This is a genomic window from Psychrobacter sp. APC 3279, from assembly GCF_030407795.1.
In the GTDB taxonomy this organism is placed as follows: Bacteria; Pseudomonadota; Gammaproteobacteria; order Pseudomonadales; family Moraxellaceae; genus Psychrobacter.
Genome location: NZ_JASDCR010000025.1, coordinates 1 through 20289, shown reverse-complemented (window position 1 = coordinate 20289; position 20289 = coordinate 1). Strand labels below are relative to the sequence as shown.

19 protein-coding genes and 1 pseudogene are annotated in these 20289 nt (G+C 40.5%); 4 read left to right on the top strand and 16 right to left on the bottom strand.

The features are described from left to right. The first annotated feature begins 93 nt into the window (after window positions 1-93). Window positions 94-888: an RNA methyltransferase gene (locus QL898_RS12680; RefSeq protein WP_290177060.1), complete on the top strand. Its 795-nt coding sequence runs from the start codon at window positions 94-96 to the stop codon at window positions 886-888. A gap of 206 nt (window positions 889-1094) precedes the next feature. On the opposite strand, the gene QL898_RS12675 is transcribed toward QL898_RS12680, so the two are convergent. The 8 genes from QL898_RS12675 to QL898_RS12640 form a co-directional block, all read right to left on the bottom strand. Continuing rightward, window positions 1095-2027, bottom strand: a complete 933-nt coding sequence (locus tag QL898_RS12675) for an FAD-binding protein (protein WP_057758839.1) — start codon at window positions 2025-2027, stop codon at window positions 1095-1097. Window positions 2028-2194: 167 nt separating this feature from the next. Continuing rightward, complete coding sequence (locus tag QL898_RS12670; protein ID WP_057758837.1) at window positions 2195-2944, bottom strand: electron transfer flavoprotein subunit beta/FixA family protein; 750 nt, start codon at window positions 2942-2944, stop codon at window positions 2195-2197. Window positions 2945-3393: 449 nt separating this feature from the next. Beyond that, window positions 3394-3963, bottom strand: coding sequence for a YetF domain-containing protein (locus tag QL898_RS12665; protein WP_290177058.1), 570 nt, complete (start codon window positions 3961-3963; stop codon window positions 3394-3396). A 267-nt stretch (window positions 3964-4230) separates the two neighbouring features. Further along, complete coding sequence (locus tag QL898_RS12660; RefSeq protein ID WP_057758834.1) at window positions 4231-4443, bottom strand: cold-shock protein; 213 nt, start codon at window positions 4441-4443, stop codon at window positions 4231-4233. Between the two features lie 363 nt (window positions 4444-4806). Next, window positions 4807-5238 carry a hypothetical protein gene (locus QL898_RS12655; protein ID WP_290177057.1) on the bottom strand — a complete coding sequence of 144 codons (432 nt, stop codon included), beginning with the start codon at window positions 5236-5238 and terminating at the stop codon, window positions 4807-4809. A gap of 297 nt (window positions 5239-5535) precedes the next feature. After that, entirely contained in the window at window positions 5536-6552 is a 1017-nt protein-coding gene (gene ilvC, locus QL898_RS12650) for a ketol-acid reductoisomerase (RefSeq protein ID WP_101204856.1), read from the bottom strand. 133 nt (window positions 6553-6685) lie between these two features. Beyond that, on the bottom strand, window positions 6686-7183 hold the full coding sequence (gene ilvN, locus QL898_RS12645; RefSeq protein WP_057758828.1) for an acetolactate synthase small subunit: 498 nt from the start codon (window positions 7181-7183) through the stop codon (window positions 6686-6688). Then, on the bottom strand, window positions 7183-8895 hold the full coding sequence (locus QL898_RS12640) for an acetolactate synthase 3 large subunit (protein ID WP_290177084.1): 1713 nt from the start codon (window positions 8893-8895) through the stop codon (window positions 7183-7185). The genes ilvN and QL898_RS12640 overlap by 1 nt, the downstream gene beginning before the upstream one ends. A 976-nt stretch (window positions 8896-9871) precedes the next feature. On the opposite strand from QL898_RS12640, the gene QL898_RS12635 reads away from it, so the two are divergent. Then, window positions 9872-10369 (top strand): DUF4124 domain-containing protein, encoded by a 498-nt coding sequence (locus QL898_RS12635; RefSeq protein WP_290177056.1) that lies wholly within the window; start codon window positions 9872-9874, stop codon window positions 10367-10369. Window positions 10370-10391: 22 nt separating this feature from the next. Here the strand turns inward: QL898_RS12635 and QL898_RS12630 are convergent, their stop codons facing one another. Continuing rightward, window positions 10392-12215, bottom strand: coding sequence for an NAD(P)H-hydrate dehydratase (locus tag QL898_RS12630; protein WP_290177055.1), 1824 nt, complete (start codon window positions 12213-12215; stop codon window positions 10392-10394). Between the two features lie 245 nt (window positions 12216-12460). On the opposite strand from QL898_RS12630, the gene queG reads away from it, so the two are divergent. Next, window positions 12461-13687 carry a tRNA epoxyqueuosine(34) reductase QueG gene (queG, locus tag QL898_RS12625; protein ID WP_290177083.1) on the top strand — a complete coding sequence of 409 codons (1227 nt, stop codon included), beginning with the start codon at window positions 12461-12463 and terminating at the stop codon, window positions 13685-13687. Window positions 13688-13796: 109 nt separating this feature from the next. On the opposite strand, the gene lysM is transcribed toward queG, so the two are convergent. The 6 genes from lysM to QL898_RS12595 all read right to left on the bottom strand — a co-directional run bounded on the left by lysM (window position 13797) and on the right by QL898_RS12595 (window position 18309). Further along, on the bottom strand, window positions 13797-14306 hold the full coding sequence (gene lysM, locus QL898_RS12620) for a peptidoglycan-binding protein LysM (RefSeq protein WP_057758817.1): 510 nt from the start codon (window positions 14304-14306) through the stop codon (window positions 13797-13799). A 282-nt stretch (window positions 14307-14588) separates the two neighbouring features. Continuing rightward, window positions 14589-14825 carry an acyl carrier protein gene (acpP, locus tag QL898_RS12615; RefSeq protein WP_057758815.1) on the bottom strand — a complete coding sequence of 79 codons (237 nt, stop codon included), beginning with the start codon at window positions 14823-14825 and terminating at the stop codon, window positions 14589-14591. A 270-nt stretch (window positions 14826-15095) separates the two neighbouring features. Further along, entirely contained in the window at window positions 15096-15824 is a 729-nt protein-coding gene (fabG, locus tag QL898_RS12610) for a 3-oxoacyl-ACP reductase FabG (RefSeq protein WP_057758813.1), read from the bottom strand. After that, complete coding sequence (gene fabD / locus QL898_RS12605) at window positions 15821-16789, bottom strand: ACP S-malonyltransferase (protein WP_191114795.1); 969 nt, start codon at window positions 16787-16789, stop codon at window positions 15821-15823. Before fabD ends, fabG begins: the two co-directional genes overlap by 4 nt. 425 nt (window positions 16790-17214) lie before the next feature. Beyond that, the gene (rpmF, locus tag QL898_RS12600) at window positions 17215-17397 is read right to left on the bottom strand and encodes a 50S ribosomal protein L32 (RefSeq protein WP_057758809.1); all 183 of its coding nucleotides are present in this window, start codon (window positions 17395-17397) and stop codon (window positions 17215-17217) included. 318 nt (window positions 17398-17715) lie between these two features. Then, window positions 17716-18309 carry a YceD family protein gene (locus QL898_RS12595; protein ID WP_290177054.1) on the bottom strand — a complete coding sequence of 198 codons (594 nt, stop codon included), beginning with the start codon at window positions 18307-18309 and terminating at the stop codon, window positions 17716-17718. Between the two features lie 425 nt (window positions 18310-18734). On the opposite strand from QL898_RS12595, the pseudogene QL898_RS12590 reads away from it, so the two are divergent. Further along, window positions 18735-18890, top strand: a pseudogene (locus tag QL898_RS12590) (elongation factor P hydroxylase); the annotation flags it as partial. 781 nt (window positions 18891-19671) lie between these two features. Here QL898_RS12590 and QL898_RS12585 read toward each other — a convergent pair. Then, a complete protein-coding gene (locus tag QL898_RS12585) occupies window positions 19672-19920 on the bottom strand; it encodes an antitoxin VbhA family protein (RefSeq protein ID WP_057758803.1) in 249 nt (82 codons plus the stop codon). Window positions 19921-20289: the final 369 nt, after the last annotated feature.

Sequence of the window (20289 nt, the reverse complement as noted above, 5' to 3'; positions counted from 1 at the left end):
GCACCTGTTAAGAACAGCCAGCAGAATACTAAATTAATAAGCATTGTGCTGGTTATTTAAACGACTCCTTTACCCTTCTCTAAGCGATCCACTATGGTATTAAATCCCACCGAGCTGATTACCTCAGATAAGAACACAACTGTGAAGCTTGTAAAAGCACTGTTGTCCCAAGCACGCCAGCGTAAAAAGAACGGTCAGACAGTCATAGAAGGCGTCCATTTGATAGATGCTGCGCTGCGTAGTGACTATCCTTTCGTCCAGATACTACTGTCTGAGTCAGCGCGTAGCCACCCTGAAGTTCAGCAGGTATTGACTCGCCTGCCCACTTATACGCCTATTCTTACTTTGTCAGACGCACTTTATGAGAGTATTCGTAGCTTGGGTACTGGCATCGATATCATGGCGATAATCAAAGTACCAACGCCTAGCCTATCGATGATCGATGAGGACTGCTTAATCTTGAACGACGTGCAGGATAGTGGGAATGTTGGTACGCTACTACGCACAGCTGCAGCCGTTGGTATCCGCAATATCTTATGTACCAGTGCGACTGCTCAAGCTTGGTCTCCCAAGACGCTACGAGCAGGTATGGGTGCACAGTTTGCCCTGACTATCTATGAGGGCTTGAGTACGCAAGATATTTTGGATCAAGTACAAGTGCCGCTTTTGGCGACTAGCTCACATACAGATACTATCATTTACGAGCACGACTTATCTGCGCCTGTGGCTTGGATTATGGGTCATGAAGGTCAAGGCGTTAGCGATGAGCTAATGCAATGTGCCACGCCGATAGCCTTACCGCAGCCAAATGGTCAAGAGAGCTTAAATGTAGCGATTGCAGGGTCTTTATGCCTGTATGAGACCTTACGCCAAAGACAATACTCTTAGCCTGCATTTATAACTACTATCAGAACCCAATCTATCAAGCATAAAAAAACCCACTACCAATTGATAGTGGGTTTTTTATTATCTGTCTACTACTGATATAGTCAAAGAAGTCTAAAACGGATACAAGGCAGCCGACTGCAGATTGTACAAGTAGTACATCTAAGGAGGGTAACGCCATAGCCGTTTAGTAGTTCTGTGACTATATATTAAACCTTACTAGTTAGCTCAGGTAATGCTTCGAATAGATCAGCTTCTAAGAAGTAATCAGCAACGCTAGCAATAGGTGCTTCTGGGTCATTGTTGATAGCAACGATGACTTTAGAATCTTTCATACCAGCCAAATGCTGAATCGCGCCTGAGATACCAGCTGCGATATATAGCTGCGGTGCAACGATTTTACCCGTTTGACCGACCTGCATATCATTTGGTACATAGCCTGCGTCAACAGCGGCACGTGATGCACCAACAGCAGCGCCTAGCTTGTCAGCCAATGGCTCAATGTACTTGGTAAAGTTTTCACCGTTTGCCAATGCACGACCACCAGAAACAACGATACCAGCTGACGTCAATTCTGGACGATCAGACTTAGCCATTTCTTCGTTAACGAAGCTAGCTTTACCAGTTTCTTGTACATTGTCGATAGTTTCAACAGTAGCTGAACCGCCTTCGCTTGCCACTGGGTCAAACGCAGTGGTACGTACTGTTAGTACCACTTTGTCTTCTGTGGTTTTTACTGTCGCCGTTGCATTACCTGCATAGATAGGACGCTCAAACGTTTGCGCATCTACTACACCTGAGATTTCAGACAACATGCTGACGTCAAGTAACGCAGCAACGCGTGGCATAAAGTTTTTGCCAGTCGTGGTCGCAGCCGCTAGGATATGGCTGTAATCACCAGCGATATCAGCAACTAATAGCGCCACGTTACCTGCCAATTGATGCTCATAAGCAGCATTGTCAGCCAATAGTACTTTAGTCACGCCTTCTGCTTTTGCCGCTTCATCCGCAACAGCTTGGCTACCACTACCAGCAACCAATACATGGATATCATCACCCATTTGTTTAGCAGCAGCGATGGTGTTTAAAGTTGCCTTTTTGAGACTGGCATTGTCATGTTCTGCATATACCAAAATTGCCATGGTTTTAGTCCTTTATATATTCGTATTATCTATTCATGCGGTTGTTTGTGTACAAAGCTATTTAAGCAACTATCGTTTAATATGAAATAAAGCAGTCAAACTTATAGCCTTCAAATTCTTAACCTTGTACAGGATATGCCGTAGCGAAGTATCCAATCATTAAAACATTAAATGACTTTTGCTTCGTTTCTTAGCTTATCGACCAACTCATCAACTGACCCTACTGTAATACCAGCTTTACGGTCAGCAGGTGGCACGACTTTAATAATCTCTTGCTTAGATGTCATATCAACACCGAAATCAGCTGGCGTTTTCTCATCAAGTGGCTTTTTCTTTGCTTTCATGATGTTAGGCAATTTAGCATAACGTGGCTCATTCAAACGGAGGTCAGTCGTGATGACTGCTGGCAAATCAAGAGCAACTGTTTGTAGGCCGCCATCGATTTCACGCGTTACGTTTACTTTGTCGCCTTCAACTTTTACTTCTGATGCAAATGTGCCCTGACCGATACCCATCAATGCCGCTAGCATCTGACCAGTTTGGTTGTTGTCATCATCAATCGCTTGCTTACCTAATAAGATAATATCAGTGCTTTCAGCTTCAGCAATACTTTTTAGAATCTTAGCAACTTGTAGTGGATATGGTTTTTCGTCACTTACGACTAACACACCACGGTCTGCACCTAGCGCTAGGGCTGCACGAATCTGCTCTTGTGACTCTTTTGGACCGATTGAAGCAACAATGATCTCATCAATGACGCCAGCTTCTTTCAGACGAACCGCTTCTTCTACTGCGATTTCATCAAAAGGGTTGATTGACATTTTAGTGTTTGATAAGTCAACACCAGAGTTGTCGGCTTTTACACGAACTTTTACGTTATAATCAATGACACGCTTGACCGCTACTAATGCTTTCATACGTTCCTCGTTTATTAATGTTATGAGTTAAAAATTGTCAGTTAAGAACCAAAGGTTCGTTGTGGTTCAAATTGTCGTTCAAAATACTGCTCAAGGTTATTACTACATCAACAGAATATTGTTAACTAAGAAAGATAAGCCAATATCTAAGAGCATATTAGCATTGTATCTCTTACTAATGAAATCTGCTAAAGCTAAGCCAACCGTTATTATCAGACCTATGTATCTTGCGTCAGCAGGCAGATAAGGTCAAGACAACGCCGTGAATAATGCGTCATAAATTTGTCAACACTCTATAATAAATAGTCTATAAGCGCATCATTTCATGATTTTCATGGTTCAACAGCTCAAAATGCTTGTACCTTTATAGCATTCTAAACCTTAGGTTTACTTAATATTTTGTTATTATTTATCTCTTCAAAGTTAACGGATAAGAATAGTTAATCGAGTCAGACCTGCGGCTTACCATTCTTACTAGCACCAAGCAATAATTCGCTATCACGTATATCGTCAAATAAAGACCAATCAGGTTCAACGTCGTTATTCTTGATGACACTCATATCACCTGTCGTCTCCATAATCACTGCAAACACTTCTGTTTTCGCTTTGATACCATTTTTACGTAGCACTTCCTGAACATCACTAGTGCTAAGATTAGCCTCTTTTAAGTTATTTTCTAAATATTCACCATGAGCCATTAGGATAATAGCTTGATTATCTATCAAAGCTTTTAGCGGTTTTATTTTGCGTCTGATAACTGAGATAACGCCCTGAATCAAGAATAATACTGCGACAGCAAATAACCCTTGAAATAGAGAGGGCTTATCTGACAATACCGTCGACGCCAATATACTACCAATACCCACCGTCATTGCAAAATCATGGCTTGATAACTTGGAAAAACTGCGTAAACCCATCAATCGAGTAAACAACATCAGCCCTACATAAAAGCCTATAGCGGATAAGGAAATCCCGAGCACCTGTTGCCAGTCAATTGAAAGCCAGTTTTCCCACTTCATAATACAACCTTATCTATTACATCTTTATTAAATTATTGTTCGTTATTACCTGATGATGTTAACCGTCAAAATCAATAGCACTTTACATTAGCAACACTTTGTCATACCAAACAAGTCCCATAAAAAAAGCAACCTGATAAGAGGTTGCTTCTTTTTAAAGTCGATACAGTATTTTTATTGTTTTAACAAACAAAGTAATCAATGCATATTGATAATCTTATTGTCATTAAGTTTACTGACAAGCAGTTAACCTAATAATAAATGAGATTAGATAGCTTCGATTTGCTCAGCTTGTGGGCCTTTTTTGCCATCACCTAAGATGAAAGACACTTTTTGGCCTTCGGCTAGAGTTTTGAAACCGTTACCTTGGATAGCGCTGTAGTGAGCGAATACGTCTTGTCCGCCGTTGTCTTGAGCGATAAAACCAAAACCTTTAGCTTCATTAAACCACTTTACAGTGCCTTCAACTTTATCTGACATAAATTTTCCTGACTCTTTAACTGTTGGCGAGACTTGTGTCATCACCGATTAATTGATATATACCCTAATATTTTCTGCTAAATGCGGCGGCCAAAAACGCTAGATAATCTTAAAGAAAATCTGTATTTTTTACCTCAAATATTTTGAGTACAGTCTGATTATAACAGTTTTCCATGGTAGGAACAGTCTAAATTGCTGATTTTTGTAAATAAATACTAACCATTGTTACAAGCTAACATCGATAGTAATCAGTTCCATATCCTATTGATATAAAATAGTTTTTATTTATAGATTTACTACAACTTCATCAGCAAACCACTAATGAAATAAGTCGACATAGATGATAGTAGGTTGGAATATCAATCATTGCAATGGTGATGTCGGTAGCCATGCTGAACTCAATACGAGCAAACATAACGCAAAAAACACCAATGAAAATGACTGACTATAGGCAATATATTTTGATGGAATGACTAAGTCTTTAGGAGAGTCAGGGATGCCTTTGCGCTTAAGTAGCTTGGTACCATATATCCAACCAAAGGTCGTGTATATGCCATATGCAGCAGGTACTGCAATAGCTAATGGGGTCAAATCAATAATGTATAAAATTACCACTGATATGAAGAACCATAGGGTATCTAACAATGAACTGACTTTGAAGAATTTAGATTGAGGCAGTTTACCGTCGGTCTGTTTGAGCATCTCCCCTTCTATCCAAATTAAAACTGCTACCACAGCGCTAAGAGTAATATATACGAATTGCGGCGTTAGCCAGTCTGAATAAGATATTTGCACAGCATACAACCTATTATCTATAGAAAGTGAGAATAAAGCATCCGCCCGCTTCGAATAATTAGAAACGGGTAAGAACAACGATGAATTTTGATCGTAAAGGCACTTTTGCCAATGTTAAGGTGCCTGCTTATATTGGGTAGCAATTAATGGTTTTCAACCGATAACCCTGATTCAAATAAAAGCGAAAAGCATCTATCAAATACTTTGCATAAAAAAACCCATGCTATCAAGTGATAACACGGGCTACTGCATCTAAATCAGATTTTTATCTGAATAAAACTTTTATCTGAATAAGATTTAGTTTTTGTCTTTATCGATGATTTTGTTACCACCGATCCATGGCATCATGCCACGTAGCTTAGCACCAGTGATTTCGATTTGATGATCAGCGTTGTTACGACGACGCGCAGTCATTGATGGGTAGTTGGTTGCGCCTTCAGAGATGAACATCTTCGCGTATTCACCAGACTGGATGCGTTTTAGTGCATTACGCATGGCTTCACGTGACTGCTCATTGATAACCTCAGGGCCAGTAACATATTCGCCGTATTCAGCGTTGTTACTGATTGAGTAGTTCATGTCAGCGATGCCGCCTTCATACATCAAGTCAACAATAAGCTTTAGCTCATGTAGGCATTCGAAATAAGCCATTTCTGGTGCATAGCCCGCTTCTGTTAGCGTCTCAAAGCCCATTTTAACTAGCTCTACTGCACCACCACAAAGTACGGCTTGCTCACCGAATAGATCCGTTTCAGTCTCATCTTTGAACGTTGTTTCAATGATGCCTGAACGACCACCACCAACGCCAGCAGCATACGATAATGCTAACTGTTTGGCTTGACCAGAAGCGTCTTGATAGATAGCGATAAGATCAGGGATACCACCGCCTTTAGCGAACTCTGAACGTACAGTATGACCTGGTGCTTTTGGTGCAACCATGATGACATCAAGATCGCCACGTGGTACCACTTGGTTGTAATGGATTGCAAAACCGTGAGCAAAAGCTAGTGTAGCGCCTTCTTTGATGTTTGGCTCGATCACATCATTATAAAGCTCTTTTTGGAACTCATCAGGCGTCAAAATCATGATAACGTCAGCAGCTTTTACCGCTTCTTCCACTTCAGCGACTTTTAGGCCAGCATTTTCAGCTTTTTTCCATGAGCTTGAGTTTGCACGTAGACCAACAGTTACATCGACGTCTGAATCTTGTAGGTTAAGCGCGTGTGCATGGCCTTGTGAACCATAACCGATAATGGCAACTTTTTTACCTTGGATAATAGATAGGTCACAATCTTTGTCATAATAAACGTTCATAAATAGAGTCCTTGTTCTCAATCATGGCTTGCCATGGATAGTAAACGCTTATGCTGTAGTCAATATAATAACTAAGATAAGCGCTTTGTTGATTATATAAATAAATATTGGTTTAAACTGGTTTGATAAATAATTAAATGCTTAGAGTCTTTTCACCGCGGGCAATACCAATCACACCTGAGCGAACCACTTCCATAATGCGCTCACGGCCAATCACATCGATAAAACCATCAAGTTTGGCTTTGTCACCCACGATTTGAATCGTATATAAGTTCGAATTTACATCGACGATTTGTGCGCGGAAAATATCTGCGCTACGTTTGATCTCTTCACGAACACCGCCTGTTGCACGGACTTTAATGAGCATCAATTCACGCTCAACGTGTACGTTCTCTGTCAGATTAAGCACTTTAACCACTTCAATCAATTTATGCAATTGTTTGGTGATCTGCTCAATTCTTTCAGGTGACGTAATGGTCGTAACCGTTAGACGTGAAATACTTGGGTCATCAGTAGGTGCGACGTTCAAAGTTTCGATATTGTAGCCACGTTGTGAGAACAAGCCGACTAACCGCGACAACGAACCCGCTTCGTTTTCCATCAATACCGAAATCAGATGTTGTTGTTGCATTAGGTACGCTCCCCTTTTGTTAACCACATATCACGCATGGCCTGTCCAGCGATTTGCATTGGATATACATGCTCATTACGATCGACGTAAACATCGATAAATACCAGTTTGTCTTTCATAGCCATTGCTTCAGCCAATTGTGCTTCCATAGTCGCAGGGTCAGTAATTTTGATACCGACATGACCATAGCTTTCAGCCAATTTGACAAAGTCTGGTAAGGAATTCATATAAGACTGGGCATGACGACCTTCATACAGCATATCTTGCCACTGCTTCACCATACCTAGCTGCGCATTGTTAATGTTCAGAATTTTAACTGGTAAGTTATATTGCAAGCAGGTTGATAGCTCTTGGATATTCATCTGAATAGAGCCTTCACCCGTGATACAAACCACATCACGCTCAGGATTGGCAAGTTTGGCAGCCATTGCATACGGCAGACCAACACCCATGGTACCAAGACCACCTGAATTCAGCCATTGACGTGGCTCATTGTAAGTGTAGTAAAGTGCCGCAAACATCTGATGCTGACCGACGTCACTTGTGATAATAGCGTTACTGTTAGTCACTTTATCTAGAGCTTGTACGACACTTTGTGGCTTAATCCCATTATCTGTGCTGGTGTCATAGCGCAAACCATGACGCTTACGCCACTCATTAATTTGTGACCACCAATCGAGCAGTGCGTGCTGCTCTAACTGCTTGTCTTGACCAACAATCTCTAGCATGTCCGTTAAGACCGACTTCACATCGCCTACGATAGGAATGTGCGCAAGAATCGTTTTTGAAATTGACGCAGGATCGATATCGATATGAATGATGGTTGCATTAGGGCAGAATTTTTTAACGTTGTTAGTCACACGATCATCGAAACGCGCGCCGACAGCCAAAATCACATCAGCATGATGCATGCTCATATTGGCTTCGTAAGTACCGTGCATGCCAAGCATACCTAAAAACTGACGATCAGAGCCAGGGAATGTACCAAGACCCATCAAGGTATTGGTCACTGGTAAATTCAGACGATGTGCAAGATCTGTTAACTCTTCGTGCGCATTGCTCCAAATCACACCGCCGCCTGCATATACAACAGGACGCTGCGCTGCTAACAGCGTTTCAATAGCTTTTTTGATTTGACCGCTATGGCCTTTGAGTGATGGCTGATACGAGCGTATAAAAACTTCTTCTGGATATTCGTAAGCGAATTTTTCGCTAGGCGCAGTCATGTCTTTTGGCACATCAATGACAACAGGGCCTGGGCGACCAGTCTGGGCAATATAAAATGCCTTTTTTACAATCATTGGAATTTCGCTAGCATGGCGTACTTGGAAGCTATGCTTAACGATAGGACGTGATACGCCTACCATATCTGTTTCTTGGAAAGCATCTTCGCCGATTAGGCTGCTTGGCACCTGTCCTGCGATTACAACCATTGGTACAGAGTCCATAAAGGCAGTAGCAATAGCTGTCACGGTATTGGTCGCACCAGGGCCTGATGTGGCCAACACGACGCCAGTATTACCAGTCACTCGCGAATAAGCATCGGCCATGTGGCCAGCTGCTTGCTCGTGACGTACTAAGATGTGCTCAATATCTTCTTGCTGAAACAGCGCATCATAAATGTGTAAGACCGCGCCACCTGGATAACCAAAGATGTATTCGACACCTTCGTCAGTCAGTGCTTGCACCAGCATTTCAGCGCCCGATAGCATCACAGGCTGTGCGCTACCTTCTGCAAGACGTTGTTGCTTTTGTTCAAAATTTTTGGCGGCATTACCCGTTTGGGTATGTCCCGTCATGTTCGGACTTTGCGTGGTTTGCGTCACTGTCATCACCTTTTTTTGCGGCGAGAATTTGCGGGATTCTATGAGTAAAAATAATTACTTGCTGTCGTTATTTTCACTTACTGAATCATCGCTAATCCTTGTCCATATCAAGAATATCTGCCTAGTAGGTTTAATTAAAACTGTCTCATAGGACAATACTAATCAAACATAGCAGTGTATTTTAGGTCAGCTTTGTGATGGATGTTTATCGATATACAGTGACAAAATGCGAGTGCATCTATAAAAGAAGGCGCTTATTATTGAAGTTCGATACTAGCAAGTACCTATTGTGACTTTATTTGTACAGATGCATCGATATACACAAGCAAAAAAACTTCATAGCCAATGCTAAATTATAAGATTTTTAAAACTTACAATAGGCTTTGGGGAAATCTCTTAACAGCATACTATATCGCGTTTGATACAACTGCTAAAAACACATTTAGCACATTCCAAATAATAAGTTTATCTTAGTCATTGTAGACAGATAAGTCCGGAGACAATGTAACGCTATCAATAGTGGTCGTTATGCCACTATGCTTGCTATATCATTATCACAAAGGAAATAAAACTGCGTAAGCTACCGATAAGTAACTTGTAGTTCTCTTTCTCAAGTGCCACGGCAACATCGTAAAAGCCGCTCACTGACCAATCAACTGCTATTATATTCGATGGTTTACGAGTTATTGTCAAGAAAAACTTCTAAAGCCTATCCCAAACTAATAGTTATTAAATAATACACATTGATAAGTATTATTTGCTAGAATCGATAGTCGATACATTATTACTACCAATAAAATGTTCAAGTGTTATATTTACACCCATATACATTTGATTTTTATTAAATAAGAGGATTGCTACTATGGCATATGCGTCTAAGATATATACCGCTGCCAAACTGTTGATGAGTACCGCGTGTATGCTAATGCTGTCCATGAATGCCAGTCAGGCCATTCAAGTTTATAAATCTATTGGTGCACATGGTGAAGTAAAATATAGCCAACATGCGCCCCAAGTCGGTAAAAATATTGAACTGATTGAGTTTCGTAGTGACGGTAGACAGAACAACGCAGGACAAATGGCAGGGAAAACAGATCCTAACCAAAGCAGCAATTCTCAAACGGCAGAAGAACAACGAGTAGCAGCACTTGAAGCACGTATTAAAGAACAAGAAGCTCAGGCTAATGCTCAGCGCTGCCAATCATTACGTAATAACTTGACCAACCTAAATGTAGGCGGCCGTATCTATGAGATGGATGCTAACGGTAAACGTCAGTATCTAGATGGTCGTGAGATTGAGCTTAAGCGCGAGCGCGTTCAGCAAGCGATTACTCAGTATTGCTCCAACCCTTCTACCTAGTCAGACCTACTGAAAGCAAATATCAAATTATCATAAGCTGCATTACGTGACGAATGGCTGCTGGCATATCTTGAGCTTGTAGCCCTCGTTGCCCTACTAGCAATGTATTGGTGTTGCTATTCGCTTGATTGACTAATACATCTCCTGCAAACCCATGTATAAGAACCGCTTGATGCAAGCTACGCGCCTCTACTGATAAATCTTGCTGTGCCAATAGTCCAGCGGTCACTCCAGATAACACATCACCCATGCCAGCGGTTGCCATGCCAGCATTCCCTACATCACAGACGTATACTTGCTCTTTTCTCTCTTCTTGTTCTAGCACTAGCGATCCTGCCCCTTTTAATACCCAGTTACCACCATATGTTGCAGCACACTGTTTTATAGCTTGTAGTCTATTTGACTCAATCTTACTTATCTTTTGATCAAGTAGTCTAGCTGCTTCCCCACTATGTGGCGTCAAGCAAACCCTATGATTAGTACTGTATTCTCGTAGCTCTGTTATTAGCTCATGATTATCCATGTGCAGCGATGCCAAGTGATAAAGACCATCAGCATCGATCACAATTGATTTTTTATTCTCTATAGCAGCCTGTACATAATCAATAAATAATGCTTTGGCTTTTTTATCACGGCCAAGCCCCATCCCAATAGCAATGACACTGGCCTGCTTAATCAGACCTTTTACGCCACTTGCGTCATGTAAACTAATAGTCATCGCATCTGGCAATGAGGTCAATAGTGACCCATGAAAAGCCTCATGACAGGCAACTGTTATTTTACCGGCACCTGTCGCCATCGTACTGGCCGCAGACAGTATGGCAGCACCGCCCATACCTTGAGAGCCATCAACACGATTTCCGCCAACGACTAGCACATGACCATAGCTACCTTTATAGCTGTTTTGGCGACGCGGCTTCATACTATGTGCAGCCGTCAGCAGCGTAGCAACTGGCTCAAATGCTTGACTGGCATTTTTCTGAGCTATCATATGATGGCTAGCTGTTTGCTGACACACCTCTTGATGAGGTATCAACGGTATATCGACTATGTCTCCGCTATAGTCTGTACCATCTTTGGTATGCAGACCAAACTTACGCGCAATCAAACATAGAGTCACGTCAGCTTGTATTGCTATGCGCTCGAACACTTCACCAGTAGAGGCCACTAACCCACTCGGAATATCAACTGCTATTGCCAGTGCGTTATTTTTCTGAGTAAGACTATTGAAGGTATTGATAGCTAATTCATAAACGCCTTCTGGTGCGCGATCTAAGCCAATACCAAATAATGCATCGATATAAACATCAGCTAGCAAGTTTCTTTTATTTACATCATCGTCATCAATAATATCTTCAAATCGTTGATAGTGACAACTGCTAGCTAAAGCTATCTGTAATGCCTTTGTCGCGTCCGCTATATTTTCACTGTCGCTACCTTTATCGCTAAGAGTTTTAGAAGTTACTGATTGATCATCGATAACAAAATCATTTTCACTAAAGCCAACTGTTATTACTTCTACCTGCCAGCCAGCTTGCTGTAAATAATGAGCGATAAGCCAGCCATCACCACCATTGTTACCTTTCCCTACCCAGATACTTGCTCGACGTGGATGAGCACTACGGTGATAAACGTTAGTATTGGCAGAATGGCTAGCACTGACGTTTCTTTGCTCATAAATCTGCTCTATTTGCTGTGTCATTTGCCAAGCGGCTTGTTTCATCAAACCAAAACTGTCGTACCCCTCTGCAAACCAAGCCTGTTCCATCGCATAAACCTGCTCACTATTATATAGCGCAATAGGTTTTGTATTTTTTATAGGTGATAGATTGATATTATTTCTCATAACTTATCCTTGGTGTTTCTACTCATTTTTTATTTTATCTAAATTTGGTTGCTCATCTCTCATATCAGCTTAGCAAAAGCTTACCTCGACTTATGTATCAATATGAATGTGAGTTTATTTTCTTTTATACTTGCACTCATTGCTCACTGGCTTATCATAGCCGTATTTACATTATCTCTGATTGTCAGATATGAATAATCTGATTAAAACAAATGAGAAAACCATCTAATAAGTACCTACTCTCTATGCCTACTGATAAAAACAGAATTACCATTACGAACCCAACTGTATTTGCAACCACAGCTGATGTTAAGCAATGGATCAAAGCACAAGCACAGGCACTAGGATTTGCTGATTGTGGTTTTTTATCTGTGCATCATCCTTTGTTTACTCAGCAGATTGAACAGCTAAAAAAGTGGCTAGATAAAGGTTATGAGGGTCAACTGCAGTTTATGCATAATAATCATGATCTGCGCGCTCATCCTGATCAGCTAGTCGAAGGCGCAAAGACCATCATCAGCGTACGTATGGATTATCTAACTCAATCACCGACGCCGCGTGCTGTCACTGATAACGATCATCCTAATAAAGGCATCATCGCGCGTTATGCAAGAGGGCGCGACTACCATAAGATAATGCGTAGCCGTTTAAAGCAATTGGCTTTGAAGATAGAAACAATGCTTCCTGAATGGCAACATTTGGATATCGGTTCAGAGAAAGAATTTGTGTTTAGACCTTTTAGCGATTCGGCGCCCATCTTTGAGCGGCCGATTGCAGATGCAGCAGGTCTCGGTTGGACAGGTAAACATACACTACTTATAAATAAGCAAGCTGGCTCATTTTTTGTACTCGGTGAGCTATTTTTGAGCCTTGAGCTACCCGATGACAAACCAGTCAAGGAGCATTGCGGTAGTTGTAGCGCTTGTATTGACATATGCCCTACTCAAGCAATTGTAGCGCCCCATGAGCTCAACGCTTCTGCTTGTATCTCTTATTTGACTATCGAGCATGATGGCGTCATCGATACCAAATATAGACGCGCTATAGGCAATCGGGTTTTTGGCTGTGATGATTGCCAGTTAATCTGTCCATGGAATCGTTATGCCAATCTAACTACTGTTGATGACTTCGCACCAAGGCATGGATTAGATAATAGTAGCTTGCTTGAACTATGGCAGTGGCAAGAAGCCGACTTTATGAATAACACTCAAGGTAGCCCGCTTAGACGTACCGGCTATGTGAATTTTTTACGTAATATCGCTATCGGACTTGGCAACGCTAATGCCAACTTAGAAGTAGTCGAACAATTAAAATCTAAATTGACCTTACATAATGACATGCTAGATGAGCATATCGAATGGGCTCTAGCTGAGCAGCACAATAAGCTAGACTCAACCAATCAACCAATCAACCAATCAACCAATCAACCAATCAACCAATCACTTTATAACTATCAAATATCCCTGAGATAAAGTGTTTATTTGAAGTGTAAAAAATAAAAAAAGCCTCTTAATAATAAGAGGCTTTTTTTATTAGAATTTCATATTTAAAATACTATTTTTCTATACGCTTCTTCTAGAGCTATGGCTTAGGAATGCGTAATACTTGACCTGGATAGATTTTATCTGGATCAGATAACATTGGCTTGTTCGCTTCGAATATCTTCATATAATCGCCAGATGAACCATAAACTTCTTTAGCAATTTTAGACAAACTGTCACCAGACTTTACCGTATACATCGTAGATTCAGGTGCATCTTCTTCGATATCAATGTTATCAATAACTTTGGCAACGTTTTGCACGTTACCGATAGCGATAATTGCTTTTTCACGATCAGCTTGAGTTTTAGCATTACCACTGATTTCTGCAGTATCTGTAGAACCATTATATTTGATTTTTAGGTTACTGATATTGAGGTTCTGCTGCTGAATACGGCGCAACAAAATATTAGCCACTGATTGTGCACTCGGCTCACTGCTTTGTACTGGTGTATTAGCATCTGCTTTCGTTTCTGTCTTAGCATCATGCTTTTCGTCATCACGGTTAAAAATCTTATCACCGATATCTTTTGCAAAGCTAAACATACCCATATATCTACTCCTTGAAATATTATTATTTATCATTCTTTTAATAAAACACATAGTCAGACAATATACTGAAAATCTAACTGGCATCTTTTTCTACGACTTACTATTATGAGTATAGATAAAAGGAGTCGATGTAGATAGTAATAGTATGTTGAATAATGTTGAATTGACGTAGTCAATGTTAAATTCGATTGCTGCGTTTAAAGATAGTAATCACGCGCCCATAAAAAAACCGCCTATCTAATCAGATAAGCGGCATTATAAATCTGCTAAATAAGTAGCAGATTATAGTTGGGCTTGTACGTAATCGATTGCTTTTTGAACAGTAGTCAATTCTGCAGAATCTTCATCAGGAATAGTGATACCAAAATCACTTTCAAATGACATAACCAATTCAACTAGGTCTAAAGAATCTGCACCTAGGTCTTCCATGAATGAAGCATCGTTGTTGATGTCTTCAACATTCATACCTAGTTGCTCAGCTACTGCTGCTTTTACTCTTAGCTCGATATCATTACTCATGTAGATCACTCCGTTATCATCTATTATTTTTAATAAACTGCTATATCGCCTTATTTAACGCTATAGCATGGTATATAAAATGCGTTTGCCAGACCAGCAATGCTGTCTGAGTACTCTATGACATGTTATACAGTCTGTCTGATGTCTAATAAAGCCCTGTTATCATACAGGGCTTTGACTCAAAAGTATCCGTCATTATAGCACCCTTTATTATAGTTTACACTCGTTCACACAGTTTTTTATTATAACTATGTAACGCTCGTATATTGACTACATATACATCCCACCATTGACAGGAATGACAGCACCTGTGATATAACTGGCCTCATCGCTAGCTAGGAAATGTACAGCTGCAGCGATGTCCTCTGGCTGACCAAGACGACTGATAGGTACAGCATCTAACATAGAGTTCAATAGGCGCTCATCAAGCTCATCTGTCATATCCGTTTCGATCAAACCTGGTGCCACGCAGTTGATGGTCACTTGGCGTGAACCAATCTCACGTGCAAGCGTACGGCTAAACCCTTCTACGCCAGCTTTGGTCGCCGCATAGTTAGATTGGCCTGCATTGCCCATTTGAGCGACGACAGAGGTAATATTAATAATACGGCCGCGGCGTGCTTTCATCATACCGCGTACGGCACGTTTACTCATACGATATACTGATGTCAGATTGGTATCGATAACATTTTCCCAATCTTCATCTTTCATGCGCATCAATAAACCATCTTGGGTGATACCTGCATTGTTAACCAATACTTGTACCGCACCATAGACGCTTTCAATCTCTTCAAACAGTTTGTCAATTTGAGCAGTATCACGTACGTCTAAAACACGACCAATACCACCAGTATCATGAAGGTAGTCATCGATAAGCTCAGCGCCTTTTTCAGTGGTCGCAGTTCCAATGACAAAATGTCCTTCTTTAGCAAAACGCTTGGCCACTGCCTTGCCGATACCTCGGCTAGCGCCAGTCACTAATGTAATCGTACGGCTCATGATAACACCTCCAATAATTTTTCTAGACGGGCAGGCTTGTCAGTAGGATAGCTGGCGATTGGCTGCGCCTGACGCTTCGCCAAATTGCTCAGTACATTACCACTGCCACATTCGATTAAGATATTGATTTGCTTGTCAGCTAACTCTTGCATGGTTTTTGACCACAGTACTGGCTCGCTCAGCTGTTCAGTCAATGCTTGCTTAATACCGACCGCACTGGTTTCAACGCGTGCATAGCGATTTTGTATAACAGGAATGGTTGCCTGATCAAACTTGATACCCGCTAGTATCTCAGCCAATGCATTGCTGGCAGGTTCCATAAGTGCGCAATGAGATGGCACACTCACTTTTAGAGGAACAGATTTTTTGCCCGTGTTTTTGACTTTATCAATAACAGCATTAACACCAGCAGCGTTACCCGAGATAACCACTTGTCCTGGACTATTGAAATTGGCTGCACCGACTACCGCATCTTCGACGTGTTCGGTTGCTTGCTCACACAGGTTTTCGACTCGGTTATCTTCTAGTCCTAATACTGCAGCCATAGCAGTATCAACACCTACAACGGCCTCTTGCATCAACTGACCGCGCTTATGTACTAAAGTGACTGCATCACCCAGCGATATCACATTGGCAGCACACAGGGCACTGTACTCGCCCAGAGAGTGACCAGCTAAATAACAAGGCGTCTCTTCTATTTTTTGTTGTAGGACACGCCAAATAGCAATACTAGCTGTCAAAAGCGCAGGCTGAGTATATTGGGTTTGATTGAGTTTTTCTTCGTCCTGACAGATTGCCCACAAATCCTCGCCAAGCGCATCACTCGCTTCGGTAAATGTATCACGTATCTCTGGATAGATTTCGGCAAGCTCACTCGTCATTGCGACTGCTTGAGATCCTTGTCCAGGAAAAATAACCGCGATACGAGCGGGTTGCTTTTTTACCATATCGGGTACAGAAGCCATAACCAATATTCCTTATCTGATTAGAAATATCCCTAAAAACAATGGGGTGTATTATATTATTAGATGTTATACAAATCCGCTACTTCAAATATTTATGCAAGAAAACGGATTGTCAGTAAACTATACACTGACAGACACGATTATCATAGCGGACGCAAACCAAACAGCAAGAGTAACGCTGCCCAAATTAAACGAGCAGATTATATCAGCACATTTTTAAATCTACTAAAAATAACAAGCGAATTAAGCAATAAGTCTAGTTATAAATAACAAAAAGCCAAGTTATCCAGCCACATAATATATGATAGCGAAATAACTTGGCTTTTTTTAGCTCAAAGCTTATTGACTAATAATAACTAGGCAAAAACAATAATAGTCACCAGTACTATTATCATCTTCGCCTAAGCTATCATAGAGCCAATGTCTTAGGCGTCTTGGCTGACTTTGAACAGTTGACGACCACGGTAGAAACCATCTTTAGTCATGTGATGACGACGATGTTTTTCACCAGTAGTAGCATCTACGCTTAGTTCAGCAATTTCCATACGGTGATGTGAACGGCGCATGTCACGACGAGAACGGCTTTTACGACTTTTTTGAACAGCCATGATATAGCTCCTATACTTAAAAGGGATAAGCTTGAAATTCAGCTTAAGTCGATACTGACAGAGGCTATATAATCACAACAACCTAAGTCTTAAGCATCATTAGTTAAATAGATTGCCACTCACATAAAGCACTGACCAAGGCTGAATTTTATAAAAAATTTACCCAGTCAGTTTCTATCAGCAAGCAACAGGTTGCTCGAATGCAATAAACCGGACATTATACGCATGTTTATTAAATTAATAAAGCCCTGCCTCGCACTCTTCTGTACAAAGCTGATAAAAGGTTTTTTAAATGCATCGAGTAGATAGTTTTGGCGCTTATAGTTTGCCTTTTAGCGAAGCTAAAGCAGCAAAAGGATTTTCACCTTCCTCTTCTTCTGGTATTTCACCAAACTGCTCAACAGACATCTCACAATCGTCGTGCTTTGGTGCCATTGGTGTTTTGAGCAAGATCTCGTCTTCTACCAATTTCTTAAATGGTAGAAGACGCTCTGGAGATTGCTCGGTGACGATTTCATCCAGTAATAAATAATCTTGTTCATCTTTGACTAGGCGAACCTGGCTATCGTTTTCGAGTAGCGCGATGTCATAATCATCAGACAAGTCTATAGCGATTGGTTGTAAACAGCGCTGACAAGTTAGCCAAACATCACCTGTCAAAGTAAATGCTAAATGCAAGACGTTGTTACGACGATACAAGTTAGCGTTGAGCTGTATATCTGACTGCTCATGTTCAGTGCTCAGAGTAGTAGCAAGACGATCAAACGAGCTTGGTTTTACCTCTCCTGACCATTCATAACCAGTGTCTGCCCACTTATCTAAAGAAATATGCTCAGGCATGCCAGTAGATACAGGCGCTTTTTTATTGTCAGCGTGAGGTGTTGACGGTTTAGTTTCTGGAGTGCTTGACATGCGCGGCCTCATTCATAAAAACGGTGTATAATATTGCCTGCCATACTAACGGAAAGTGCCATATTCTGCTAGCGCTAGTATGTTAAGATTTTTTGATAGTAAATTTGTTTAAGCTCTTTTACTACTTACCTTTTTACCTAAAGTTTTTTGTCTTTAGTATTTATTAAGTCAATGTCTTCTCTATGAATCTATCCGATAACAAAATTAATTTTTCTGACTTACTTCCTCCTGCTGAAGCAAGTTCTTTGCTGCAACAGCTTACTCAGTTAGGGAGTCATACTGAAAATTCAGCCAATAACAAACTGCATCTTGATAAAGATAAGTATTTAAATGAATGCAGAAGTCAGTGGCAAGAGTTGTCTATTACTCAATTTGATAATACTCACACAGCAGAATTGATAATTGATAGCGAACGACTAGCTACCGATTGGCTCATACATTTATTTAATACTTTATTCGTTGATCAGCAAGTTATATTGGTTCGTAGTGATGGAGAACCCGAGTATTTTCCAGCTCAAAATGATAAACCTGCCAGAATTGAGTTCGCTCATGGCTTTTTCGCCAGTGCTTTACATGAAATTCACACATCTCCTTATAGGTTGACATGCTAGAAACCTCTTATTCTAATAGTGTACATCGCTATATTATTTGTAGGCATCTAAATTAAAACTATCACTTCGGTGATTATTACAACCTATCAGAACAAATCACTTTTACCTATCCAAAAGATAATGGTCGTTCTATCAATTAGGTATCATAACAATTAAGTTTTTCAGGTATCTTTCACATCTTCAGAAGCATTCTTTCTAATATCATCCTATCTAAGCTATAAACGCGGACATGATGCGCTTCGCTACGTCTATCTATTAATGGTTACTTTTGATCAATCGTACCATCCTCTAATCCAGTAGATTTTATCTATGTCAGATAGGTAGAAGTAAAAGTAGTTTTCTGCTATTCATGTTTATCATTAACGTCTTTGCACATAGTATTGTCAGTTGCAAGATATCGAATCATATGAACACGGATATAATGATGGTAATATTAAAGCACGCGAGTGTAGATAGAAGCAGACCCAAGGATGTAATTCACCACGGTGATATTAGGTCTTAATGCTTATCTATTCACTAAGCGAATAAGCTGACTAGCTATAGCATTATTATGTTTGTGGGCAGAATAGTTATTCTTTATTTCGGAGATGGCTGGACGAGAGTTAGTGATACTGGACTAGTAATCTTACATAGGTGAAATGATTTGATAAATATGATTGAATAGCACAATTAATTATGTTTCATCTTTCGATACTGGCTGTGAAAAGCAATACTATAATAGCTTAGCAACGTCGGGCTCAAACTATAAGAGCTAATTATCTTCGAGCGCTATCTTAGTATAGTGAGCATGTAGCAAAGCTTTTACTTCCTTGCTAGTTGCAATTTTACCTTCCTCAAAGTCTTGAAAGATGTGCTGAGTATCTGGGTTAATAGGAATATTATCGACTGCGAAGCTGCCCAAAGTATCAAAGTTAATGCGGCGGCGCTTTTCTATTTCTTGTTTGCTAACGAGGATAGGACGATCATCGGTAATCGATGCTTCAAATTTAGAATCTTCCATACTAGCTCCTATCAGTAGTAATAAAATTGTTCAGCAAGTCAGATAGTCTTCTATCTAGACAATCTTTCTCTCATTGCTATGTCTTATTCGGCTGATTTAATTGTATTAGTGATTTAGACATCGGTAAATCATGATTGTTTAATATCAAGAGCTATTGTGACTGAATAATTCGTACTTCTAGCATCTCCTAGAGTTGCGTAACTTACTTGCTCTAAAGTTTTTTGGGACCTATATGGGCTGAATTGTAGTGGCATAATAAAATTGGACAGTCTATAAGGGGTTATACTAACTCAAAGAGGAAAACTAGTATGACTACCAAACGCAGAGAATACACCCGAGAATTCAAACTTGAAGCTATCAGCTTAGTCA

Bases quoted from the DNA above. Each gene is read 5' to 3' on its own strand.
- QL898_RS12680 (WP_290177060.1), top strand. From the start codon at position 94: ATGGTATTAAATCCCACCGAGCTGATTACCTCAGATAAGAACACAACT.
- QL898_RS12675 (WP_057758839.1), bottom strand. From the start codon at position 2,027: ATGGCAATTTTGGTATATGCAGAACATGACAATGCCAGTCTCAAAAAG.
- QL898_RS12670 (WP_057758837.1), bottom strand. From the start codon at position 2,944: ATGAAAGCATTAGTAGCGGTCAAGCGTGTCATTGATTATAACGTAAAA.
- QL898_RS12665 (WP_290177058.1), bottom strand. From the start codon at position 3,963: ATGAAGTGGGAAAACTGGCTTTCAATTGACTGGCAACAGGTGCTCGGG.
- QL898_RS12660 (WP_057758834.1), bottom strand. From the start codon at position 4,443: ATGTCAGATAAAGTTGAAGGCACTGTAAAGTGGTTTAATGAAGCTAAA.
- ilvC (WP_101204856.1), bottom strand. From the start codon at position 6,552: ATGAACGTTTATTATGACAAAGATTGTGACCTATCTATTATCCAAGGT.
- ilvN (WP_057758828.1), bottom strand. From the start codon at position 7,183: ATGCAACAACAACATCTGATTTCGGTATTGATGGAAAACGAAGCGGGT.
- QL898_RS12640 (WP_290177084.1), bottom strand. From the start codon at position 8,895: ATGCTATCGGGCGCTGAAATGCTGGTGCAAGCACTGACTGACGAAGGT.
- QL898_RS12635 (WP_290177056.1), top strand. From the start codon at position 9,872: ATGGCATATGCGTCTAAGATATATACCGCTGCCAAACTGTTGATGAGT.
- QL898_RS12630 (WP_290177055.1), bottom strand. From the start codon at position 12,215: ATGAGAAATAATATCAATCTATCACCTATAAAAAATACAAAACCTATT.
- queG (WP_290177083.1), top strand. From the start codon at position 12,461: ATGCCTACTGATAAAAACAGAATTACCATTACGAACCCAACTGTATTT.
- lysM (WP_057758817.1), bottom strand. From the start codon at position 14,306: ATGGGTATGTTTAGCTTTGCAAAAGATATCGGTGATAAGATTTTTAAC.
- acpP (WP_057758815.1), bottom strand. From the start codon at position 14,825: ATGAGTAATGATATCGAGCTAAGAGTAAAAGCAGCAGTAGCTGAGCAA.
- fabG (WP_057758813.1), bottom strand. From the start codon at position 15,824: ATGAGCCGTACGATTACATTAGTGACTGGCGCTAGCCGAGGTATCGGC.
- fabD (WP_191114795.1), bottom strand. From the start codon at position 16,789: ATGGCTTCTGTACCCGATATGGTAAAAAAGCAACCCGCTCGTATCGCG.
- rpmF (WP_057758809.1), bottom strand. From the start codon at position 17,397: ATGGCTGTTCAAAAAAGTCGTAAAAGCCGTTCTCGTCGTGACATGCGC.
- QL898_RS12595 (WP_290177054.1), bottom strand. From the start codon at position 18,309: ATGTCAAGCACTCCAGAAACTAAACCGTCAACACCTCACGCTGACAAT.
- QL898_RS12585 (WP_057758803.1), bottom strand. From the start codon at position 19,920: ATGGAAGATTCTAAATTTGAAGCATCGATTACCGATGATCGTCCTATC.